This window comes from Rivularia sp. PCC 7116, from assembly GCF_000316665.1.
Classification (GTDB): Bacteria; Cyanobacteriota; Cyanobacteriia; order Cyanobacteriales; family Nostocaceae; genus Rivularia.
In genome coordinates this window covers 8,303,081-8,325,340 of record NC_019678.1, presented here as the reverse complement: position 1 = coordinate 8,325,340, position 22,260 = coordinate 8,303,081, and the positions used below count along the sequence as shown (strand labels likewise).

Here is a 22,260-nt window from a genome sequence, read left to right as displayed (position 1 = left end):
TCTTGCATTATTCTCAACAACCGCCTTAGAATCAATTCTCAGGCTAATACATAAAGTCTTCTAAAGAAGACTGAGCAAGGCTTTTAGTGCTTTTCAACGTACTTTATATATTAGCCTTGGAATTTATTTCTCTGCGAGAAAGCCTCCGGCTTACAAGGTGGGTATTCGGGTTTAACGACAATGGCGCAAGATATCAGATTTGCCCCTCTTTCCCCCCCTATTCTGGCTATCCTATACACACAAGTATTCTCCACATACGTTTCAATGTTTTGAACCCTGTTAAATCGTCATTGCGAGCGAAGCGAAGCAATCACAAGGTGCTGGGATTGCTTCGTTTCGCTCGCAATGAGAGGTTTTAAGCGATTTTTGTTTGAGTTAAAAAGTCGCTTCCAGATAGGATTGTAAGACTTATGTGTACACCGTAGCCTAATTTTGGGAGAGAAAAATTAGTTCAAGTCCCTCATGATTGGACGATTTAGGGGCATCCCAGATATGAGCTTTCATTAATTCATGTTTCGATTCAGCAACGCCAATTATTTAGCTTTGGATAATCCCCGTATCCAAAGCTTTTGTATTTTTACAGTTTATAAAGCAGCAAGTGATATTGACTCGTGAGGGTTAAATACTTGATTCTGAGGATATCAAATTTACTCCTGATTTTATGCAAAAGTTAGTTGGTTAACATCAAAACCAGAATCAGTATTTAAAGTAGCAAAGTGGGTATGAAAATATTTTAAATCACCTGTAGTGCTATCGTAACTGAATTGGCTTTTGTCAATTGTGTTAAAACTAGTGCCTATTTGAATTTTATCTCCGTCAGAGGCAGAAAAGTCTTCAATAATATCAATCCCCTCATTCACCTCGAATGCAAACACATCAGCACCAGTACCGCCAGTTAAAGTATCGTTACCTTGTTCCCCACGGAGAAAATCATTACCTTGTTCTCCACCAAGATAATCATTGCCAGTTCCACCCCATAGTTGATCGTTTGCTGAATCGCCGATGGGATTTTCTTCCAAACCTCCGTAAACAGTATCATCACCGTCACCACCTTTGAGAGTATCTTGTCCTTCTTCACCACTTAACCAATCATTACCTTGTTCTCCGTCGAGATAATCATTACCAGCACCACCCCATAGTTGATCGTTTGCTGAATCGCCGATGGGATTTTCTTCCAAACCTCCGTAAACAGTATCATCACCGTCACCACCTTTGAGAGTATCTTGTCCTTCTTCACCACTTAACCAATCATTACCTTGTTCTCCATTAAGATAATCATTCCCTGTACCACCCCACAGTTCATCATTTGCCGAATCACCATTAGGGGTTTCATCACCTCCGTAAAGATGATCATCACCAGCACCACCTTTGAGAGTATCTTGTCCTTCTTCACCACTTAACCAATCATTACCTTGTTCTCCACCAAGATAATCATTACCAGTACCACCCCACAGTTCATCATTTGCCGAATCACCATTAGGAGTTTCATCACCTCCGTAAAGATGATCATCACCAGCACCACCTTTGAGAGTATCTTGTCCTTCTTCACCACTTAACCAATCATTACCTTGTTCTCCATTAAGATAATCATTACCAGTACCACCCCACAGTTCATCATTTGCCGAATCACCATTAGGAGTTTCATCACCTCCGTAAAGATGGTCATCACCAGCACCACCTTTGAGAGTATCTTGTCCTTCTTCACCACTTAACCAATCATTACCTTGTTCTCCGTCAAGATAATCATTACCTTGTTCTCCACCAAGATAATCATTACCAGTACCACCCCACAGTTCATCATTTGCCGAATCACCATTAGGAGTTTCATCACCTCCGTAAAGATGATCGTCTCCAGTACCACCTATGAGAGTATCTTGTCCTTCTTCACCACTTAACCAATCATTACCTTGTTCTCCATTAAGATAATCATTACCAGTACCACCTAATAAGGTGTCATTTGCCGAATCACCATTAGGGGTTTCATCACCTCCGTAAAGATGATCATCTCCAGCGCCACCTTTGAGAGTATCTTGTCCTTCTTCACCACTTAACCAATCATTACCTTGTTCTCCGTCAAGATAATCATTACCTTGTTCTCCACCAAGATAATCATTACCAGTACCACCCCACAGTTCATCATTTGCCGAATCACCATTAGGAGTTTCATCACCTCCGTAAAGATGATCGTCTCCAGTACCACCTATGAGAGTATCTTGTCCTTCTTCACCACTTAACCAATCATTACCTTGTTCTCCATTAAGATAATCATTACCAGTACCACCTAATAAGGTGTCATTTGCCGAATCACCATTAGGGGTTTCATCACCTCCGTAAAGATGATCATCTCCAGCGCCACCTTTGAGAGTATCTTGTCCTTCTTCACCACTTAACCAATCATTACCTTGTTCTCCGTCAAGATAATCATTACCAGCACCACCCCCAAGATAGTAGTCATCACCAGCACCACCTATGAGAGTATCTCGTCCGTCTTCACCACTTAACCAATCATTACCATTCTTTCCTAACAAACGGTTATCTAAATGATTTCCTCGTAACGTATCATTTAAACTACCACCAGCTGCGTTTTCAATATTTATAAAGGTTTGCGAACCTATAGTAATACCTAAAGTTAAAGCAAGATTTTCATTTATTTGCTGTTGTCCGGGATTACTCAAGTCTAGGTTAATTGTTTTAGTCGTAGTTTCAGAGAAGTCTAATGTATCTTTACTATTATTATCTTGGTTTTCGACCCAAAATTTTTGCCAGTTTCCTAAGTCTCTAACCTGATCTATGCCGTTACCGTTACCATCATAGGCGCGAACATAGTGGGCAAAATTGCCATGGAAGGTTTTGAAAGAAATTCTTCCATCACTATGACTTTCAACTCTGAATTTTTCCCAATCACCAATATAGGAGTTTTGTTGGACATTCCAATATCCAAAAACATCTCTTCCGATGTTATCAGCTTTCCAAAAATGATGTTCGTGGAAAGTTCGGAGGGAAATTGTGCCATCACCATTATTAACAACGGTAAATTTTTCCCAATCTCCTATAAAGGAGTTTTGCGCTAAGTGCCAATTACCAGTATCAGGCCTACTAGCTTTAACATAGGTATTATGGAATGTTTTGACAGCAATCATGGTTTCGTTGATTGTGTCTGCTCCTTGTGCATCGTCTGTATCAAAAACATAAGTATCATTTCCCCATCCGCCAATTAAAATATCATTACCAGCACCACCACTGAATAGATTATTACCGGCACGATCGCTCAGAACATCATTACCATCTCCACCATCAAGAGTGTTATCGTCATCTTGACCTTTGAGAAAATCATCACCAGGGGTACCTTTACCTTCAATGGTACCTTCTGGGGAAATCTGAAGATCGGCGGGAGTATTGTAAGAGTTATTAATATTGTGTTCTAAATCAGCAATATTATCTCTTGCAAATTGAGATATTTGTGGATTAATCAAATTGATACTACCGTCGAAACCAAATTTAAAAGCTACATCCCAGAATAAGAATTGACCCCAAGCGGCAACGTAATCATTACTCATATCACCATCATCAATGAATTGAAAATAAGCACCCCCAGACCCTAATTTAAATCCTCCGATTACAGGAATGATATTGGGAACATTGATACTTCCTTCAGCAAAGGCATAGATATCAAACTGACTTTCACCACGTCCGCGACCTATCAGGGACGCATCTGCTTTAATTAGTCCCCATAGTATATCTAACTCAGTTTTTGCTAGAAAAGAGTTATGCTTCCAATTTAAATTAATTTCACCAGTTCTACTTCCTAGTAGACCACCAAGAAGTGTAACTTCGCCTTTACCATTAAAATATTCTGGGGTAACAGTTGCAGTTAGATCTAGTCTTAGAAGTGATACTTTCTCTTGTGGAATATCAACAAAAGGAATACGAATTTGCTGTAAATCAATTTGTGGTCCTAATGTAATTCCGACGCTGCCTGAAAATTCCGTTGTGCTTCCTTGATAGGAGCCACTCATACTTTGAAGAAATGCAATTGGTTTACCGATGGGTTTATTAAGATCTTCTACGTCTATCTCAATAGATTCTAATTCGTTCCCATTCCAATAAACTGTAGCATCAACCTCAACTCCAGAAGGTATCTCAATTGTTCCTGCGGCGAAGATTTTTGTTTGATTATTGGTAGTATCAATTTTAAATGCTGCTTCTTTTATCTTCCAACCAGCAGAAACTTTGTTGTTTGTGATTTTACCTCCCAATACAAATTCTGGGTCCCAAGGTTGATTATCTTCTCGATTTTTGTCAATGGTAAAGTCAACTTCGACATCACTTACAGTAAAATCTAATAATTTCAAGTCACTAGCATTGGCAGCAATTCTTTTTAGACCGTCCTTATCAAATTCTAAGAATACGCCTATCTCAATTCCCGTTGAATCTGACAGAGTTGCGCCACCAGCGAATATCCCTTGTTGAGCATTATATTCTACTTCTATATCCCGTAGTCTCCAGTTTCCAAATTTAATTTCATCTAGGCTCAGTTTTGCACCCGTTAATTCAACTCCGTCTTTAGTAACTATTAGCTTATTATTACCCGTCAACGAACCCTTTAAACCTTTGAGTTGAGGAATTTCAATTTCACCCTGAAGAGAAAATTCTGGGTCCCAAGGTTCGTTATCTCCGGTGTTTCTGTCAACAATAACGTTTACTGTTTGGATATCTATTGCTGCACCCAAGAAATTAAAGTCTGTTCCGACACCACTACTACCTGTTATTTGAGTAAGTTTACCTTCATTAAACGCCAGTTCTAGTTCAATTGGAGTACCAGGGGTTTTTAGTAAAGCGTTAACGACAAAACTATCATTAGGAGTATTAATATTTAGATTGATGTTTTCGATTTCCCATTCTCCAAATAGGGGAATATTTGAAGCATTAATATCTGCTACCATCGAAAAATCAAGACCTGCATCAGTCTTTTTGATTTTGATGTAATTACCACCATTTAATTCAAATGTGGCATCCTTGAGACTGGGAATGCTAAAAGTACCTTGGAGTGTTGCTTCTTGATTGTCAAAATCAAATTGTACTTCAGCATCATTAGCTTTAATTTCCAACAAACCGAGAATATTTAAGGTATTCTCACCGGGAAGTTTTACCGAACCCCCCGTGATACTAACTCCATTATCGCTAAAACCAATATAATCTTCGCCGTTAATTGCTACTTCTAAACCGTTTCCACCAACTAATTCTCCTGGTAGTAGCATTGAACCTTGTAGTCTTAGTTGAGGGCTACCGCTTTCATCTTCATCAAATGATAAGCCTTCAAAAAAAACTTCTATTCCACCAAGTAATTTGAATCCAGAATCATCAGAATCATCACTATCACCATTTTCGGTAATCGTTCCTTTAAGAGTTTCTGTATCAAATTTAACGTCTCCTTTAAATAAAGCAGAACTTGTTTTGTTACCAATAGCAGAATAGACATTTGGACTTATACCAGAGCTATTTTTTTCAATGTAGACAAATTCTTTAGTTTTTCCATCTACAGTTTCTTTACGAACTGTTACTTTACCACCATCAACAGTTTTTAGTGGTGTAAAGAAACGCTCATTTTTACCTATCTGAATTAATTGATTTTCCCAACTAGGTACTGCTTGATTACCTGAATACTCGTAAGTAATATTATTGTAATTATATGGATTGTGACTTCTATTTGGTCCGGCGTTCAACCGAGCTTTAGAACGCACTTTAGTGTTTGTGAAAGATTGAGCTGAGGAAGTAGCACTTTGAATCTCAGCGAACAAGGCAAAATGTGAATCACTTTTTAATTTTGTTTGATCATTTGGATTGGGTAGTAAATCGACTACCGCGCCGTTATCTGTTGTAATGTAACTAAGATTATTATGTCTACCTGCTTGTTGTGGAAGTATATTAGGCTGATTTAAAAAATTAGGCTTGACATTCAAATCACCAAGGAGAATAAACTGCTGATTTGTATTTGACAGCACATTAGTTAATTGTGGTAGTGTAGTTTTTGCGCCAGAAGTTTCCGTTTCATTATGCCATGTCAAAATATTATACTTAGACCCATTTTTATTCACAGTAAAGTAAATGGGTGGGCGGTATTGTGTTCCATTTTTCGTGAAAGCGTTTGGTTGGTAGTGTTGTGGATTTGATATTTGATTAATAGTTGATGGATTGTACAAAATTAAGTATCCATCTGTCGTCTGCTTATTAGGAGTTAGGTTAGATGAAGGATATTCCTTTGATACAATTTCGTAACTATATCCTGCTGTTAGTTTACTTAATCCTTGAGTGTCGTACTTCTGGGGATTTTGTCCATTTTTGAATTTTAATAAATCATCTAGCAGTGGTTGTTGTGTTGAGTTTTTAACTTCCTGAAGTACGATTAAATCTATATTATTCTTAATGCCATACTTTGAAATATAATTTATACGTTTTAAGTGTTCTGGTATGGTAATATTACCTGTTTGAGAATTACCATGATAAACATTCCATGTTCCGACTCTTAAAGTATTATTATTCTCAATTGTAATATTTGATTTATTAGGAATAGTAGTTACTTCTTCACCATTACGAACAACAGTAACCGTATCATTCTCTGCCCTTAAAGCCTGTAATTCCTCATCACTTAGAGTATTCCCCTGCACCAATTCCGAAAAAATATCCCCTTCATCACCGGGAGAATCAAATTCATTAATCTCAGAATCAACAAAATGACCGATTTCTTCGATTAATACGTCGGTAACTCTAGCAGTATTTTGAGAATTTTCCGCTAGAAATTCAGTTGCTAAATAAACTAATCCAGTATCCGCAGAAAACGCACCATTCCCCCCATAAATTGCACTCCGATTAACAACCTTAATAGTAGGAATATCGGTAAAATTCCCATCAGCAAACTTATCAAATAAATTATCTGCTACTTTCTGATTAAAACCAGTACCAAAAGCCGTCTTTAACTTCTGACTGTACTCAGAATCAAATCGGAACTTGCCCAGATAGTTATAGGTATCCTGTAAAGCTGTATCTACTATTCCATAAATATCCAGTAATTCCAGTTCGCTGCTGTTGTCAATCTCAAGATTCTCCGCAAAAACAACAGTCAGATTATCCTTAACTTTGGTTTCATCTAACTGTGTTTCTGGATTCTTCGATACCTCAGAAATAGTTCTGCTAATAACCGTATCGTTGTTATTCTCAAGAGTTTTATTGTTTACAGCAGCATTCTTTTGTAATTTCTGATTACTCTGACTAGCTTCAGCCCCAACTAAAACTGGAGCGTTGGAACTATTCGAGACGCTAAGAGGTAAAGAAGTTAAATAATCATCATTTACCTTCTGATTTACAAATCCTAAAAGCAAGTGATTGAAATTCTGAGAATTAAAATCATCGCTACCAAAAACTAGTGTATTGGAATATTTAACTGACTTGCTAGGCTCGGTAAATGTCAGATATTTATCATTTTTCTCTTGATTTCCTAATGCTAAAACTAGATTATTTAAATTCGCCGAATCAAAATCATCAGCATCAGAGATAAGCGGAGCTAAAAACTTAACTGACTTGTTAAACCCAGCAGCAGGAGAAAAATAACGATTGGCTAATTGTTCATCATTGAGAAACTCAAACAACAAGTTTTTATCTAATAAACTTTTTTTAGAATCACGAACTTTTCCGAATTTATTAGATATAGTCTTGTAGGTTTTCATGGTTTTACTCATTTATTGGCTAATAAAGTTAATACATCGACACAAAAAATTGTCTTCATCTTTTAAGTAGATGAAGATATTTTGCTGTCTAAACAGAGGAATCAAAAAAAACGAAAGGATACTTCAGCAAGCACTAACAAGCTTATTCAAGAGATAAGTAGGTAGACAAGAATTAACCGAAAAGACTTGTCTGTAGAATGCAATGTAGTGACAGTCATTCTCTATACTTTTCTCATTATGGAAGAAAAGACAGAATTTTCCCTGAAACAAGATACTTAGTTTTTCTCTTATAAAGTCAAAACTTTTATCTTTAAGGTAGTATAAAATATATCATAAGATATACAAGTTTTCAACAGCTTTTATTTTTTTATTCTATTGTTTAGGACTTACGCAAATGTAAGGTTATTAGCTTTTTAGGAGTGACAGCAACGTATTCACCTGTTCACCGCAAGGTGTTCCTGTTCCCCGGAGGGATTGTTGAAGAGTAGTGGTACGGTGTCAATTGTCGCCAAAATACTAAGTAAATAAATTTCTCAACTCTTCTCTTTTTTTCTTTTCCTCTGCGTACTCTGCGCCCTCTGCGGTTATATTAATGAAGTCATCAAAACTAATGAGACAGACTGCTGGTGAATGACATTAATTTTGAGGGCTTATAAACTCTCTTTAAAAAGCCACAGAGGAGGTAGAGTAAGCGGAGGAAGAGAATTTAGAGGATTGAGGAACGAAGTGTAACACTTACGGAAATTGGTAATATAAATAACTTAATTACAATAATATTACCAACAATTGGTATTTAAAGTAGCTTGGATTAATGATTTAATTAAGTGGATACTGGTAGATATCTAAAGTTATAGAAATACTTTTAGTAAACGAACTTTTAAGTTTACGCATTTACCGAAGATTTTGTCTGTATTCAGCCCTCGGTAAATTCAATTATTAGCTTTTATAGCCTTTTTAAGTCCGAAAATATAAAGAGTCTACAAAAAACCTTAGTTACTATGGACACTGTTAAAACTACTGAAATATTATGTGTTTAACGGAATATAAATCTTCCGAGCTTAAGTAAATACTCTTTGAGTATCATCTAAGAAGGATTTTTAATTATGTTTGAGAACAAAAAGCAAGTTGTTTCTGGAATCGTAGCTTTAAGTGGTACATTCGTAACACCTGACACCGCACAAGCAAGTTTGAATCGTTCAAACTTAAACTTTTTGGTAAAAACTACTCAAAAATCTGCCGCAGCGAGACAAGCATCAGACGCATTGAACAAAGTGAAGGCTACTAAAAAAGTTTTTGATTTTGTTAAAAAAGATGTTGAGAAAGCGATTAACAAAGCGACAAATATTAGAAATGACGCTCTGAAAAAAGTTCATCAAGCAGAAGAGATAGCTAAAGGGGCAAAGGAAGATTGGGATATAAAAATGATTATCGCAAAGAAAAAACTGAAAGAATGTCAACACAATCCTGAAAAAAAATATCTTTTAAAGCAACTAAAGCAAGTCAAAGAAGATGTAGAGCAAGCAAAGCAAAACTTTGAAACCAAACAGTCTATAGTTGCTCAAAAGAAACTTCAGCTTCAGCATAGCCAGGAGACTTTAGCAGCTACCATCGAAATGCAGGATAACCGACTTCAAGCCGCAAAGAAAGCTTGTGAAATAGCTCAAACTGAACAACAAAACGCTATTTTGTACGCGACTTCCTACGCTGCATAAACCTTAGATTTTGATACTGCTTTGTTATCGGAAATAAGACATCTACCATAAAATACTAAATTTTCGATACTAATTTAGTAATAACAGCATTTACACTACTAAAGATATTAATTCCTCCATAGAAATCATACCATCATCATTAATATCAATCGATTGAAACATCATATCAATCAAGCAATTATTTGGATTCCCCGTTTTCTGTATCAAAGCTCTACGTAATTCAAAAGGCGAAATATATCCATCACCATTGCAATCTAAGAAATCAAATACCTTTTTTATGCCTTGCTCTAATTCTGTTTGAGAAAATTCTCCATTATTATTTTTTAATTCTTGAACGTTTATTAAGTTTCTCCAGTTATCTTTCATACAAGCTTCTACAATCAAATTTTTAGCTGGAATACATTGTTCTAAAGAAGGAACTTTACCATCAGCATTAATATAGTCTAGTAATGGATTAATATCGTTTAAGCCAGTCAGCAAATATTGATAAATGCCCACCTTGTATAATGTATGCGGATTGAAAGGTGTGTGGTTAATGCTGACAATTTGCGAACTAGGATAATCCTCAATAACTGTATCAAAATCTGCGTGTAAAAATCTTGGTGCTTCCGATTCTGGCGTGCTGCGCGTTAATTTGATAGCATCTTGTAAAACTTCTCCGGGTATTTGGATAACTGCGATTTCTGTATCGAAAGGTAGTTCCTGCAATAAATCGCCGTAGGTAAAGGATGTACCTTTTTTATATTTACGACTACCTCTGATAGCTCCTCCTTGAAGAATTACAATATCGACATTATTTTCTAAGCTTTTCTTGATATAAGAACATAGAATCGAAGCAACTTTTTCTGGCTGGAATCTGGTTCTTGCGGATGACATCGTTTCTTGAACTTTAAATAGTTCTACATCCAACAGTTTAGCTAGAAAATTATTTTTATTTTCTACGAATCTTTGTACATTTGGCTCTGGCTTGACGTGACTAGCTGGTAATAGATAATTCGCGCTATTTACCTTACCATCAATAGACCACCAGATATCTACAACTATAATATTATTGGCATCTTGTCCAGACTTGACAATGCGACTTCCAGCAATTTCTTCGATATAAACTTCGTGTTCGTGTCCGCCAAGTATTACCGGAATTTTACCTTTTAAATCATCATATTGTTCTATTTGCTCGATTAATGTTCTGTCTGCCACTATATTTTGATGAGTTAAGGGAATAAGTATATCTGCTTGATTTTTACATTCATGCCAAATTTCTTTTAAAGCATCAAAAACAGGCTGAATCTGTAAATTTGTACCAGGTCTAAAAATATCAATATTATCGGTGCAAAATCCGGCAAATGCGACTTTATTCTCTCCGACTTCTATAATGTCATATTTAGCTAAAGGGTTACCAAAAGCATCAACAATTGGTAAATTGATAATATTACCGTTTAAAAATTTAGTAGAGCAGTTTTTTAAACGTTTTTGAAGTAAATCTATATTTACATCAAATTCGTGGTTACCAAAGCAAACATAATCAATGTCCATAACTTTGAGTACATCTAACATTGCTTTTCCACCATCTAAAGACGTTAGCAAGCAAGGAGAAAGAAAATCACCATTCAGACAAGAAACTACTATGCTATCTTCTGATGTCTGTTTAAGTGATTGAATTATTGTTTGGACAAAAGGATAATTTTCAATCTTATAAACATCATTGATAGACACAATTCTCAAATAAGTGCCAGCAGCAGCGCGAGGTCTTGGTAAGTATATAGAATCAGTCATCAAATGATGCCAATGGAATATAGTAAAAACTACCGATTATCAAAATAGATTGTTAATTAGCAATCGGCATGTTCTCATGGATATTACATATAATTAATCAAGCAAACAAGTACTTGAATATACTTTTTACACTTGCTTTCTTCCCGGCTTAATGATTTCCGATAAAAAACCACAGAGAGCGGAGAGGAAAGAGCTGCAAACAGATAGACAATATTACAGCGAGATAGGAGTAACTATGCCCGCTTACTTATTTAAATATAAAATCCGTTAATGTCTTCGTAGACTGCCCTGTAAACGAAACGTTTTAACGCACCGCGTAAGCAAGTGGGTGGTGTGTTACGCTTCGATATAAATATAAAATCCGTTAAAGTAAAGCAGTAAATTATTAACTAACTTTTCAGTCTTTATGGAATTTCAAGATATTAGTTTGGTTAAAGGTTATCATGCTCATGTTTACTTCGATGACTCTAGCTGCGAACAAGCAATTGCTTTATGTGAAGAAGCCGGAAAGCAATTTTCAGTAAAAGTAGGGCGCGTACATCGTAAACCAGTGGGACCTCATCCTTCTTGGAGTTGCCAGCTTGCTTTTGATGTTGATGAATCTGCAATTTTACTATCTTGGTTAGCTCTAAATAGAAGAGGTTTAACAATTCTAATTCATCCACTTACCGGAAACGATTTAAAAGACCATACCGATTATGCTTCTTGGATGGGGAACCCACAAGTGTTGAACCTTGATGCGCTCAGGTAAGCAAATAGAGTATCAAGCTTTAAACTCAAAAAATTATTTCAATTAATATAATCTAAAATTCCAAATTCCTGACGAACTTCTAACAGCGAACTATTGAGTAATGATTCAAATTCTAGAAAGGGAACTTTAGTTTGATGATTGTGAGTTTTAAGCCATATTGAAACTAATTCTAAAAAAAAATGGTGCAAGATATTAGTAGGACTTACGCAACCGGCACATTTTTCTTGTAGGGTGCTGTGACATTTTGAGTAACTGCGAACGTAGTAACAATGTTTTCAGTGTCACGCACCAAACGGACATTGTGACAATTGCGGCCATTCCTGATTAGATTAAATAAACCTTTCTTGTTTGAGATAATCTAAAATCGAATTAGGTTGGTTGATATGAAAATAATTTTTAACTCAGGGGACATTTTACAATGCCTAAAATAACTGCTCAAGGAAAAACTGTTGAATGCGAATCTGGTAGCAATCTGCGAAAAGTCTTGTTGGATAATAATATTGACCTTTATAACGGTAATGCAAAAACTATTAATTGTAGGGGGCTTGGCACTTGCGGTACCTGTGCGGTGGCAATACAGGGTGAAGTGTCGGAACCTAGTTGGAAAGAGAAAACAAGATTGGGGCTTCCTCCTCATTCTTCCGAGAGCGATCGCCGTTTAGCTTGTCAAACCAAAGTATTAGGAGATATCCGCGTTACTAAGTATGATGGCTTCTGGGGACAGGGTTCTGAGGTGGTATTTTAAAGAAAATTAAGTTTTGAGTATGAAGCTTGATGTTCGCGATGGTTTCTATTTAAGCAGTATTCGTAAAAATGACAGAGCTGCTTATTTAGACCATCTCAACGATAAAAGTATTTCAGATACAATTCCACTCATGCCGTATCCTTATACAGAATCTATGGCAGATTGGTGGATACAGCGACGCATAGATTTTTTGAATCGCAATCAATTGGAAATATCTTTCGCGCTTCGTAACTCTAAAGGTTATTTAATTGGTTCGATGGGTGTGGATGATTTGAGTCTAGGAGAAACCCATCGAGCGGAAGTGGGTTATTGGTTAGCTCCAGCTTATAGAGGGCAAGGTTTAATAACTGATGCGCTCGGTGTTTTTATTCAATATGCATTTAATTATCTTGAATTAACTCGTCTTACCGCTCACACACTTGATTTTAATCAAGCTTCAGCAAGGGTTTTGGAGAAGAATAAATTTACATTAGAGGGGTGTCTCAGGCAGCATACAAAAACTCGAAATGGTTTATTTGATGTTCTTGCTTGGGGATTATTAAACAGCGATTAATAAGCTCGCCAGGGGCTGCAAGTCCCTGTCTAATAGCAGAAGTCCTATAAATAGGACTAACTATGATGTCTTATTTTGTACATAATTTTTCAGTCGTCTTTAGACGACTTTAGATATTAGACGGGGACTTATAGTCCCCGGCAGAGTTGTGTGTACACGGTAGCCTTATTAAGGAGAGAGAACGAGAAAAGCGATTTAGAAACCGGGCTTTTAGTAGAAATAACATTTCGTCGTAAAATCTATTTGAAGCATCTATCGCCATAGTTTTATGTCTAGTATTAATCAAATTATTAAACCCCATCTCAAAGATTTAGGTGGTTTTGAAGCTCGTCGCTGTCTTCCTCAAGAGGAGCGTCAAATGGTTGGTCCTTTCATTTTCTTTGACCATTTGGGACCTGCTGTTTTTCCTGCTGGTAAAGGTGTTGACGTAAGACCTCATCCTCACATAAATTTGGCTACCGTAACTTATTTATTAGAAGGGGAATTATTGCATCGTGATAGTTTGGGTACCGTTCAAGAAATTAAACCCGGTGCTGTCAACTGGATGAGTGCTGGTACTGGTATCGTACATTCCGAACGCTCTCCCGAGGAATCGAGAAATCGAGACGCAACTTTACACGCCATTCAGATTTGGGTTGCTCTGCCCAACGAACGCGAAGAAACCGCACCTTGGTTCCGTCATTACCCAAAAGATAATTTACCCGTTTGGGATGTAAACGGTGTGACGATAACTTTGGTTGTGGGCAATGCTTTTAATCGTGCTTCCAAAGTTGAAACTGTATCGCCAATGTTTTACTTAGACGTACAGCTAAAACCGAATACAGAGTTTGCTTTACCCGACTTTTTTAGCGAACGAGCAGTTTACAGCATTACTCCCGGTTTGAGTATTGATGGAGAGAATTTAGAACAACATCAGCTAGCCGTTTTGAATTCTGGTAGCGAAGTTAAGATAAGTGCAAATACAGAAGCTAGATGTATCGTATTTGGTGGAGAATCAGTAGGCGATCGCTATAAATGGTGGAATTTAGTGTCAAGTCGTCCCGAACGAATTGAGCAAGCTAAACAAGATTGGAAAGAAGGGAAGTTTAGCAAGGTACCCGAGGAGGACGAATTTATTCCGTTACCTGCGGATGAGGATACTGAGTATAGTAAGCCGCAAGCGCTTTCTTAAAGGTTGCTAATTGGTAATTGGTTACTAATAAATAATTAATATCGCTATACTATAATTCAACTCCTTCGCTTGCAGTTATTATGGTTGTTACCGTTCGTCCCTATAATATTACTTGGGAATTATTGCCCGAAGACTTCTTTTTAGACGACGAAATAGTAGATAATCTTTATAGTCCGTACATTGCTGCGGTGCTTACTGAAAGTTTAGAATTAGCAGAAATATTGCCGTCCGCTGCGTTCGTCACGACTAATTACGGCATCTGCGCTACTGTAAATGACAAAATTGTCGTAAAAGCTCCCGATTGGGCTTATGTACCGCAAATTAACGTGGCTAGAGAGGAAGTTAAACGCAGCTATACCCCCAATTTACAAGGTGAGATTCCAGTAGTGGTAATGGAATTTCTTTCAGATGCGGAAGGTACAGAATATTCCAGTAAACGCACCTATCCCCCCGGAAAATGGTTTTACTACGAGCAAATTCTGCGAGTACCTAACTATATTATTTTTGAACCAGAAAGCGGTACTTTAGAAGTTCATCGCTTGGATGAATCGGGATATGATTTGCGTAACCCCGATGAAAATAACCGTTACTGGCTCGATGAGATGCAGTTATTTATCGGGGTTTGGCAGGGAAGACGCGAAAACCGCGAGGGTTACTGGTTAAGGTGGTGGGATGAAGCGGGTAATTTACTGTTGTGGGGAACTGAGTTAGTTGTACAAGAGCGAGAAGCTAAGGAAAATGCTTTGAAGCGATTGGAAGAATTAGAACAACGGTTATAGCGTTTCCCAGTCTATTGAAGTACACACAAAACCTCACCCCCAACCCCTCTCCTTGATAAGGAGAGGGGAGATAAAGCACAGCTTTATCGGGGTGAGGTAATCGCTGTACCTCAGTTGCTTAGGAAACGCTATAAGGGATGCTGGAATTGAAACTTAGTTAAGTGAAAAATAAAAATACAGAATATTGCAGGTTTATAAGGTACAGCAGTAGCAAAAATTCAAGCAGCGAGCGACAAGATAAACCCAGTTAACATCAAACATATTGACAGTAAAGTTAAGTTAACCGGAGGTAATCCTGGTGTACGATTTTTCACAATCAGTGTGGCATAAAGTGAAGAGAATGAAGTCACAAAACCTATAGTTGGAATAATAAAAATTATCCATTCTTCCGTTGTTTTAATATATAAATATATTAAAAAAATCACTACCATACCAGTTGCAAGAAAGCCACCTCCAGCAACTCGCATTAATGCCAATATTAAAGTTTGAGTTTTTATATTTAATTGCATCCATTCTTTTTCTAATGCTGCTGCATGATAAGGCATGAATTCCGAGCGGGTTAGATAAATAATGCCAAATATAATAGAGGCAATGGCTGTAATTAAGTAGCAGAAAAATGATATTTTAAGTATAGCTGTCATTGTTTTTAGTTAAACCAAATTTATTATTAATAGTTTATATGATGTCCGGCAAATCACACAGAGATACGCTAGCGGACAACGTGAATTTATTTCGTAGGTTGGGTTGAACGTAGAGAAACCCAACATCAAGTTGACATTAAATAATCTATTATCAAAACTGAAACATTGATGTTGGGTTACGGCAGATTTTAATTTTTGGTGAATCATAAATTTATTCTTGTGCCTTTAACCCAACCTACCAAAGATAATTAATTAAAAACAACTACTCATCAACAACCTTCTTCCGATTATTTTTAACCTGACTGCGCTTTTTCTTGGAATCAACTCGCTTCTTTTGCGAACTCTTTGTAGGTTTAGTAGGTTTGCGTTTCTTTTTAATTACCATTGCGCTTTTAATCAGTTCTTTTAACCGAGCAAAAGCATCTTCTTTATTTTTTAACTGACTTCTGGATTCTTGCGCTTTAATTATAATAATTCCATCTTGAGTAATTCGGTTATCTTTTAATTTCAAAAGTCGATTTTTATAATAATCTGGTAGCGAGGAAGCGTTAATATCAAAACGTAAATGAATCGCAGTAGCAACCTTATTCACATTTTGTCCGCCAGCTCCTTGAGAACGAATTGCACTAATTTCAATTTCGTTGTCGGGAATAATTACGGTATTAGAAATTTGCATTTAAAAATTGGGAATGGGCATTGGGCATGGGGGATTGGTAATTGATAATTGGTAATGGGTAAAGGGAAGAATAGATAACTCCTAACTCCTAACTCCTAACTCCTAACTCATAACTCCTAATTCCTAATTCCTAACTCCTAACTCCTAACTCATAACTCTTAACTACTCACTAAATTTGAGTTAAAAATGAGATGATTCAACTGTATTTACTGAATTCATCGGTTGAATCACTACAATAAACCAAAATACCGATTTGACTCCATGAATTTAATTGCGGCATTATGTTTAGGTATAGGCTTGAGCGCTGCTTGTGGCTTTCGAGTATTTATTCCACCTTTGGCACTGAGTATGGCTGCCCACAGTGGAGCGTTACAGCTATCTTCTGATTGGCAATGGTTGGGAACTCAAAACGCAATCACCACTTTGAGTATTGCTGCAACAATTGAAGTCTTAGCCTACTTTATTCCTTGGGTAAGTAACTTTCTTGATTCTATCGAAATAGCTCTGGCTCCCATCGCGGGCATGTTTATTACTGCATCAACTTTATCAATGGCGGGAGATTTCGATCCAACTTTTTTATGGATTTTGACGGTTATTGCTGGGGGAGCTACTGCCGAGACTGTGGAGTTAACAACATCTGTGACTAGGTTAACTGCATCCGTAACAACTGCCGGTATGGGTGCCCCAATTGTTGGGTTTGTCGAAGCGATTTCTTCTATTGTTATTTCAATCTTGGCAATTAGTTTACCTGTATTATCAACGTTGCTGGTTATTTTTCTGTTGATTTATGGTATTCGTCGGATTCTCAAGTTTATTGCCAAGAGAAAGCGCAGACGCAAGATGAGAGATGTTGTGGATGAAGGATAATATAGCAGTTTTCAGTTGAATAGAATACACCCCTCTACTTAACAAGGAGAGGGGAAGGGGGTGAGGTTTCTCAAACTGTATTGCACTCAAATGAAAAGCGCTATATTTGATAATTACAATTGTATATTTAGCAACTTATCCAACTTCATTAACCTCAACTAAAGATATTTGATTGTAAACTTGAGCATTTTCATCAATTGCTTGACGTAAATCATATTGGGTTTGTAAATTAAGCCAAAATTGAGCGCTGTTTCCGAAATAACGCGATAAACGCAAAGCTGTATCGGCTGTAATGCTGCGTTTCCCGGATAAAATTTCGCTGATTCTTGTTTGAGTTACACCTATATCCTTACTCAGACGGTAAGCACTAATATTCCTTGGTTCGAGAAATTCCTGCTGTAAGATTTCACCGGGATGGATGTAGGTCATAGCGGTTTTTTATAAGGATAATATAAAAGTATTTTCAAAGTGACATTTGGAATAACCGATGAAAGCAATTAAAGCGATGGGAACCATTGATGAAGATGGACAACTTACTTTAGACAAACCTATAACTACGGATAAGAATAGTCGAGTTGAAGTAATTGTATTGATTCGGGAAGATGCGGAAATTGATGAAGATGACACACCATTAGAGGTAATTAAAGAAAATTTTCGTCAAGCTTGGGATGAAGCTATGAGTGGACAAACTATTCCTGCTTCTCAGATTTGGGATGGAATATCGTAGTATTTGTAACAATCTGAAAATCGTAATCAAACAATTTATACATTAGTAATTACTTAGTGTTCGGAATTTCTTATCACTCCCGGTATAAAATATCTTTGCAATTAATTGTTACAAAAATGTACGAAATAGTAATATTAATACTCTCATTTATGTATTTATATAAAGTCTAGTAACCTTTCGCTAACAATTTTGACATCTTTCGCAATGTAGGAACTCTGATATTCAAATTTTTGTCGAATGAGATTGTATAAAATAGAGTCTTGAGCGAAAACTTTCATAAATGATGAGTTTTTTCAAATCGTTGCCTTTCTTACTAGTATTACCAGTAGCCTTACATTCACAGCCAGCTATTGCTCAATGTAATGAAATTAATGTAGATAAGTGGTTTGACGAAGGAACCAATGCTCATCGTCAATTGGAATATCAAAAAGCTGAAACTATTTGGAGAAAATATCTTCAGTGTAAACCGAATACAGCAGAAGCTCGCTATAGATTGGGTAGAGCGCTACGAGATCAAGATAGATTGGATGAAGCAATTGTTGAGTTTAAAAAAGCAATTGAACTCGACCCCAATCATTCATATGCCTATAATGGCTTGGGTATGGTTTATTCAGAGCAGAATAAGTTAGAAAAAGCAATTAACGCTTATGAAAAAGCTGTTGAACTTAACCCTAAAAACATTCAAGCTTCTGGAAATTTAGGAAATGTTTATGCCTACCTCAATCAATGGGATAATGCTATAAGAGTTTATCAAAAAGTAATAGATATCTCTCCACCAACTAGATATGACTTGATTGCTTGGGCACGTAATTATAAGGCTGATGTTCTAATTCAGATGGGTAGAGAAGGTGAAGCAATAGTTGAATATGAAAGAGCAATCGCTGAATATCAAAAAGCGACACAGAATACTCCCTCTGATAGAAAAGACCTAATTGCTAGCAATCACATACGTCTTGGTAGCCTTTTGAGTGAGATGGGCAGAGAAAGTGAGGCAATAGCTGAGTATGAAAAAGCAATTAAAATTGGTTATAAAAGTTCTTCTCTTTACTATAGGTTAGGTAAAGCATATTATCTGCAAAGTAATTTTCAACAGGCGAGTTATTACTATCGCAAAGCTCTTGAAATTAATCCAAGAAACTCTTTTGCTTACAATGGTTTAGGTATTATATATTTGAATCAAGGAAACCGGAGAGCAGCTATTACTAATTTTGAGCAAGCTACTCGAATCAACCCTAATTTTGCTTCTGCTCGAAACAACCTCAGAAGAGCAGAAAACCAACGAAATATAGAACTACAACGACAAAATTCTCAGACTAATATAGCATTCAGTGGTAATAATCGAAGCACATTATCAGAAGCAGCGTATAAATCTACCGTGAGAATAAAGAGCAGGGATAATCAAACCTTGGGAACAGGTTGGATAGTAAAAAAAGAAGGTAGAACAGCTTGGATTGTAACTAATCGCCATGTAGTCGCGAATGACAATTTAAAACAACTCCATCAGAAGATTTCCGTAGAATTTTACGATCCTGTTCCAGAACAACAAGATAATGGAGTTCCATTTACAAAAACTAATAATAATCAAGCTCAAGCTAAAATTGAAAAATATACTAGTTTCGATAACTCAGATTTAGACTTAGCAGTTCTGAAAGTGAACGGGGTTCCGTCGGATATCGAGGCTTTTAGTTATCTTCCTGGCAAGATTTTACCTCTGACCCCTATTCTAATTATAGGACACCCAAATAACATTGAAGAAAACTGGTTTCCTGTTGCTGGGAAAGCAACACAAATTAAAAAGAATAAAAATAAAATATACATTAATGCCCCACTTGCTCTAGGTAATTCTGGAAGCCCTGTACTCAACGAGCAAGGGCAGGTAATCGGTATGGTTATGCGGGCTAATGGTAAACGCGATAGCGATCCAAATCCTAATGAACCAAGTTCTGAATATGATGAAAATGACTCTTCAACAAGTGGACATGGTGTAGGTTATCCAATTGATGAAGTGATTAAACAGTTACGTGTTTGGAATATTTTGTAGTAAATTATTTTCTTATCTTATGAATTGGAAACTACTGATTATAAATTTTTCATTCTTTTGTTTTATTCCCCTAACAGCGCAAGCATGTCCTTCTGGTAATTCTAAATCACATGCTTATATACGACGAGAAAATAACCGTTGTGAAGGATTGATAAGTCCTAATGTTAGTCCTGGGTCAGTCGATCTAATTTCTTTCTCTACGGGAGAATTAAGCAACAGATATCCCAGCAAGCTTCATCTCAGAGTGCCCATGAAAGGAGTGCCCATGAAAGGGAAGAAATACCCTGAACTTCGATTAGAATCTTATTATAGAAGATATCTTCTGGATAAAATCACCCTTAAACGCGATACTAATGGTTTTAATTTTCCTTTGAAGACAACCATATTACAAAAAGCAGGTATTCCAAGTAGAAGTCTCCGGGCACTTTCTCACATTAATCGTAATGGGAATATCATTTATTTTCCAGTAGTTTTAGGTAGAATATCTGACAAATATCAGTTTGTAGTGAAGAATCCTCACCGTAGAAGCTTTTCTAAAATTCAAATTCGTTATAAAGGGAAGCCAGTTTTCAACACTTCTCGCAAGATTCCCAGAAAACAAATTAAAATTTCTTGGAAATATGGTAAAGCTCGTCCTGGAATTTATGAACTTTATCTTGAAGATAGTAAGAATAAGTCTGTGCCTCATAAATTTCGTTTCCAACACAATCCTCATTTACTCTAACTAAAACATACTATTTTCCCCGCGATTAATACTACTAATGCCGCCGAATAACCCGCCACCAAGTAACAGTCAATATTACACTCAGATGTTGCTTTTTATTAAACAAACCTTGGGGATGATATTTTCTCTCCTCAGATGGTTGGTTGTGCAATTTTGGCGGCTTTTAAAACGAGTTTACCAGTTCCTGCGTAGACAGAAAACTGATAAAATCATCGCAATTATAGTCTTATTGTTGTCGGTGGGAATTCTATTAGGTAATTATGTTTTCCGAGGTAGCTATAACTTTGAAGGAAGTGTCATTGCCAAGGAAATCAGCTTTGAGTATACAGGAAATTCAGAAAAACTCTTTTTTGACCAAATTCAAGGCATCCAAAATCTACAAATCGAAGGTAAACAACCAGAAGCTTTAGTCTTTACAGGGAAATTTTCTAGCAAATCAGATCCTACTCTAAATGAAAAACTCATTCAGATGGATTCTTTAACTATGGAATTCCCAAACTCTACAAGTACGCTGATGATTACTCCTACTCAATTTGTAAATAATCAACTGTCAATTTTAGAACTTAGACTTTTTCCTGAAAGCCAAGTAAGTAATCTTACTTATGAATCCAAAGAAGCTCAACTATCTCTGTGTCTTCTGGATGCTAATTTACTGTCAAAAACTTGCCTCTCTTCACAAGGATTACCAGAAACAAAAAAGACAAAACAAATTGGTAATTTGCGAGTAAAACTTGGAGAAGAAAAACTACAATTCAATTTAGCAGGAGTTAATATACCTGAATTAGATATTCGTAGTGATGATGATTATGATGAGGAATTATCATTAGAGTTGGAATCAATTATTGATGATATTACATTCACCTTACTTACACCAACTGAACTAACTATTAAATTACCAAATCCAGCCAAATCTCAAAAAGATGACTTAGATGAGTGGATTTGGAGAGATTTAGATGTAAGCAAGGTAAATTTTACTCGCTTGGAAAATACAGGAAATGTCAAAGATCAAATCGAAATTTCAACAATTATAAGCGGAAAAGTTCGGATGAATACTCAAGTTATGGAGCTACAACCCGAGCAGTTTCTGATTATTCCATCTAAACAGCCAGGGATTCGGAAGTTACGCTCGGTAAGTATTAATTCTAAGTCTTCCCAGGGCTTACAAACTCTATTCTCTGGTGAAAGTCAAAGCATTGCTGTAGGGCTATATCCAGAGTTTCCGGTACAAACTATTAAACCCAGTTGGTTATCAAAATATCTATCTCCGGAAGCTGTCAGCGCATTATTAGCATTTTTTGCAGCATTAACTGGGGTTTTACTTCCCCGTTTATTCTCTTAATCTAAAATTCTCAATTTCCTAGTATTCGATTCCATTAATT

The 22,260-nt window shown here is 36.5% G+C and carries 16 protein-coding genes; 11 read left to right on the top strand and 5 right to left on the bottom strand.

The features are described 5' to 3' along the window. Positions 1-659: 659 nt before the first annotated feature. Entirely contained in the window at positions 660-7,721 is a 7,062-nt protein-coding gene (locus RIV7116_RS31840) for a hypothetical protein (protein ID WP_015122464.1), read from the bottom strand. A 1,103-nt stretch (positions 7,722-8,824) separates the two neighbouring features. Between RIV7116_RS31840 and RIV7116_RS31835 the strand changes: the two genes are divergently transcribed. Continuing rightward, on the top strand, positions 8,825-9,433 hold the full coding sequence (locus tag RIV7116_RS31835) for a hypothetical protein (RefSeq protein ID WP_015122463.1): 609 nt from the start codon (positions 8,825-8,827) through the stop codon (positions 9,431-9,433). A gap of 90 nt (positions 9,434-9,523) precedes the next feature. Here RIV7116_RS31835 and RIV7116_RS31830 read toward each other — a convergent pair whose 3' ends face one another. Then, positions 9,524-11,206 (bottom strand): 5'-nucleotidase C-terminal domain-containing protein, encoded by a 1,683-nt coding sequence (locus tag RIV7116_RS31830; RefSeq protein ID WP_015122462.1) that lies wholly within the window; start codon positions 11,204-11,206, stop codon positions 9,524-9,526. 406 nt (positions 11,207-11,612) lie between these two features. Here RIV7116_RS31830 and RIV7116_RS31825 point away from each other — a divergent pair, with 406 nt between their 5' ends. The 5 genes from RIV7116_RS31825 to RIV7116_RS31805 all read left to right on the top strand — a co-directional run bounded on the left by RIV7116_RS31825 (position 11,613) and on the right by RIV7116_RS31805 (position 15,205). Next, positions 11,613-11,957 carry a DOPA 4,5-dioxygenase family protein gene (locus RIV7116_RS31825; protein ID WP_015122461.1) on the top strand — a complete coding sequence of 115 codons (345 nt, stop codon included), beginning with the start codon at positions 11,613-11,615 and terminating at the stop codon, positions 11,955-11,957. Between the two features lie 418 nt (positions 11,958-12,375). Beyond that, a complete protein-coding gene (locus RIV7116_RS31820; protein WP_015122460.1) occupies positions 12,376-12,702 on the top strand; it encodes a 2Fe-2S iron-sulfur cluster-binding protein in 327 nt (108 codons plus the stop codon). A 19-nt stretch (positions 12,703-12,721) separates the two neighbouring features. After that, on the top strand, positions 12,722-13,255 hold the full coding sequence (locus RIV7116_RS31815; RefSeq protein ID WP_015122459.1) for a GNAT family N-acetyltransferase: 534 nt from the start codon (positions 12,722-12,724) through the stop codon (positions 13,253-13,255). A gap of 268 nt (positions 13,256-13,523) precedes the next feature. Further along, positions 13,524-14,426 (top strand): pirin family protein, encoded by a 903-nt coding sequence (locus RIV7116_RS31810; protein ID WP_015122458.1) that lies wholly within the window; start codon positions 13,524-13,526, stop codon positions 14,424-14,426. A gap of 80 nt (positions 14,427-14,506) precedes the next feature. Next, positions 14,507-15,205, top strand: coding sequence for a Uma2 family endonuclease (locus RIV7116_RS31805; RefSeq protein WP_015122457.1), 699 nt, complete (start codon positions 14,507-14,509; stop codon positions 15,203-15,205). Between the two features lie 218 nt (positions 15,206-15,423). On the opposite strand, the gene RIV7116_RS31800 is transcribed toward RIV7116_RS31805, so the two are convergent. Both RIV7116_RS31800 and arfB read right to left on the bottom strand, forming a co-directional pair. Then, positions 15,424-15,846, bottom strand: coding sequence for a hypothetical protein (locus tag RIV7116_RS31800; protein ID WP_015122456.1), 423 nt, complete (start codon positions 15,844-15,846; stop codon positions 15,424-15,426). Between the two features lie 262 nt (positions 15,847-16,108). After that, positions 16,109-16,522: an alternative ribosome rescue aminoacyl-tRNA hydrolase ArfB gene (gene arfB / locus RIV7116_RS31795; protein WP_015122455.1), complete on the bottom strand. Its 414-nt coding sequence runs from the start codon at positions 16,520-16,522 to the stop codon at positions 16,109-16,111. A 261-nt stretch (positions 16,523-16,783) separates the two neighbouring features. Between arfB and RIV7116_RS31790 the strand changes: the two genes are divergently transcribed. Then, positions 16,784-17,389, top strand: a complete 606-nt coding sequence (locus RIV7116_RS31790) for a DUF4126 domain-containing protein (protein ID WP_015122454.1) — start codon at positions 16,784-16,786, stop codon at positions 17,387-17,389. Between the two features lie 135 nt (positions 17,390-17,524). Here RIV7116_RS31790 and RIV7116_RS31785 read toward each other — a convergent pair whose 3' ends face one another. Further along, positions 17,525-17,818 carry a HigA family addiction module antitoxin gene (locus RIV7116_RS31785; RefSeq protein WP_015122453.1) on the bottom strand — a complete coding sequence of 98 codons (294 nt, stop codon included), beginning with the start codon at positions 17,816-17,818 and terminating at the stop codon, positions 17,525-17,527. Positions 17,819-17,876: 58 nt separating this feature from the next. On the opposite strand from RIV7116_RS31785, the gene RIV7116_RS31780 reads away from it, so the two are divergent. The 4 genes from RIV7116_RS31780 to RIV7116_RS31765 all read left to right on the top strand — a co-directional run bounded on the left by RIV7116_RS31780 (position 17,877) and on the right by RIV7116_RS31765 (position 22,220). Continuing rightward, a complete protein-coding gene (locus RIV7116_RS31780; protein ID WP_015122452.1) occupies positions 17,877-18,116 on the top strand; it encodes a hypothetical protein in 240 nt (79 codons plus the stop codon). Positions 18,117-18,396: 280 nt separating this feature from the next. Then, on the top strand, positions 18,397-20,157 hold the full coding sequence (locus RIV7116_RS31775; RefSeq protein WP_015122450.1) for a serine protease: 1,761 nt from the start codon (positions 18,397-18,399) through the stop codon (positions 20,155-20,157). Between the two features lie 19 nt (positions 20,158-20,176). Next, positions 20,177-20,881 (top strand): hypothetical protein, encoded by a 705-nt coding sequence (locus tag RIV7116_RS31770; protein WP_015122449.1) that lies wholly within the window; start codon positions 20,177-20,179, stop codon positions 20,879-20,881. A gap of 37 nt (positions 20,882-20,918) precedes the next feature. Further along, positions 20,919-22,220 carry a hypothetical protein gene (locus tag RIV7116_RS31765; protein ID WP_015122448.1) on the top strand — a complete coding sequence of 434 codons (1,302 nt, stop codon included), beginning with the start codon at positions 20,919-20,921 and terminating at the stop codon, positions 22,218-22,220. The last annotated feature ends 40 nt before the right edge of the window (positions 22,221-22,260 follow it).

Excerpts from the sequence above, each read along its gene's own strand:
- RIV7116_RS31830 (WP_015122462.1), bottom strand. The coding sequence starts at position 11,206 with ATGACTGATTCTATATACTTACCAAGACCTCGCGCTGCTGCTGGCACT.
- arfB (WP_015122455.1), bottom strand. The coding sequence starts at position 16,522 with ATGCAAATTTCTAATACCGTAATTATTCCCGACAACGAAATTGAAATT.
- RIV7116_RS31810 (WP_015122458.1), top strand. The coding sequence starts at position 13,524 with ATGTCTAGTATTAATCAAATTATTAAACCCCATCTCAAAGATTTAGGT.
- RIV7116_RS31840 (WP_015122464.1), bottom strand. The coding sequence starts at position 7,721 with ATGAAAACCTACAAGACTATATCTAATAAATTCGGAAAAGTTCGTGAT.
- RIV7116_RS31765 (WP_015122448.1), top strand. The coding sequence starts at position 20,919 with ATGCCGCCGAATAACCCGCCACCAAGTAACAGTCAATATTACACTCAG.
- RIV7116_RS31800 (WP_015122456.1), bottom strand. The coding sequence starts at position 15,846 with ATGACAGCTATACTTAAAATATCATTTTTCTGCTACTTAATTACAGCC.
- RIV7116_RS31805 (WP_015122457.1), top strand. The coding sequence starts at position 14,507 with ATGGTTGTTACCGTTCGTCCCTATAATATTACTTGGGAATTATTGCCC.
- RIV7116_RS31770 (WP_015122449.1), top strand. The coding sequence starts at position 20,177 with ATGAATTGGAAACTACTGATTATAAATTTTTCATTCTTTTGTTTTATT.
- RIV7116_RS31835 (WP_015122463.1), top strand. The coding sequence starts at position 8,825 with ATGTTTGAGAACAAAAAGCAAGTTGTTTCTGGAATCGTAGCTTTAAGT.
- RIV7116_RS31785 (WP_015122453.1), bottom strand. The coding sequence starts at position 17,818 with ATGACCTACATCCATCCCGGTGAAATCTTACAGCAGGAATTTCTCGAA.
- RIV7116_RS31815 (WP_015122459.1), top strand. The coding sequence starts at position 12,722 with ATGAAGCTTGATGTTCGCGATGGTTTCTATTTAAGCAGTATTCGTAAA.
- RIV7116_RS31775 (WP_015122450.1), top strand. The coding sequence starts at position 18,397 with ATGATGAGTTTTTTCAAATCGTTGCCTTTCTTACTAGTATTACCAGTA.
- RIV7116_RS31820 (WP_015122460.1), top strand. The coding sequence starts at position 12,376 with ATGCCTAAAATAACTGCTCAAGGAAAAACTGTTGAATGCGAATCTGGT.
- RIV7116_RS31780 (WP_015122452.1), top strand. The coding sequence starts at position 17,877 with ATGAAAGCAATTAAAGCGATGGGAACCATTGATGAAGATGGACAACTT.
- RIV7116_RS31825 (WP_015122461.1), top strand. The coding sequence starts at position 11,613 with ATGGAATTTCAAGATATTAGTTTGGTTAAAGGTTATCATGCTCATGTT.
- RIV7116_RS31790 (WP_015122454.1), top strand. The coding sequence starts at position 16,784 with ATGAATTTAATTGCGGCATTATGTTTAGGTATAGGCTTGAGCGCTGCT.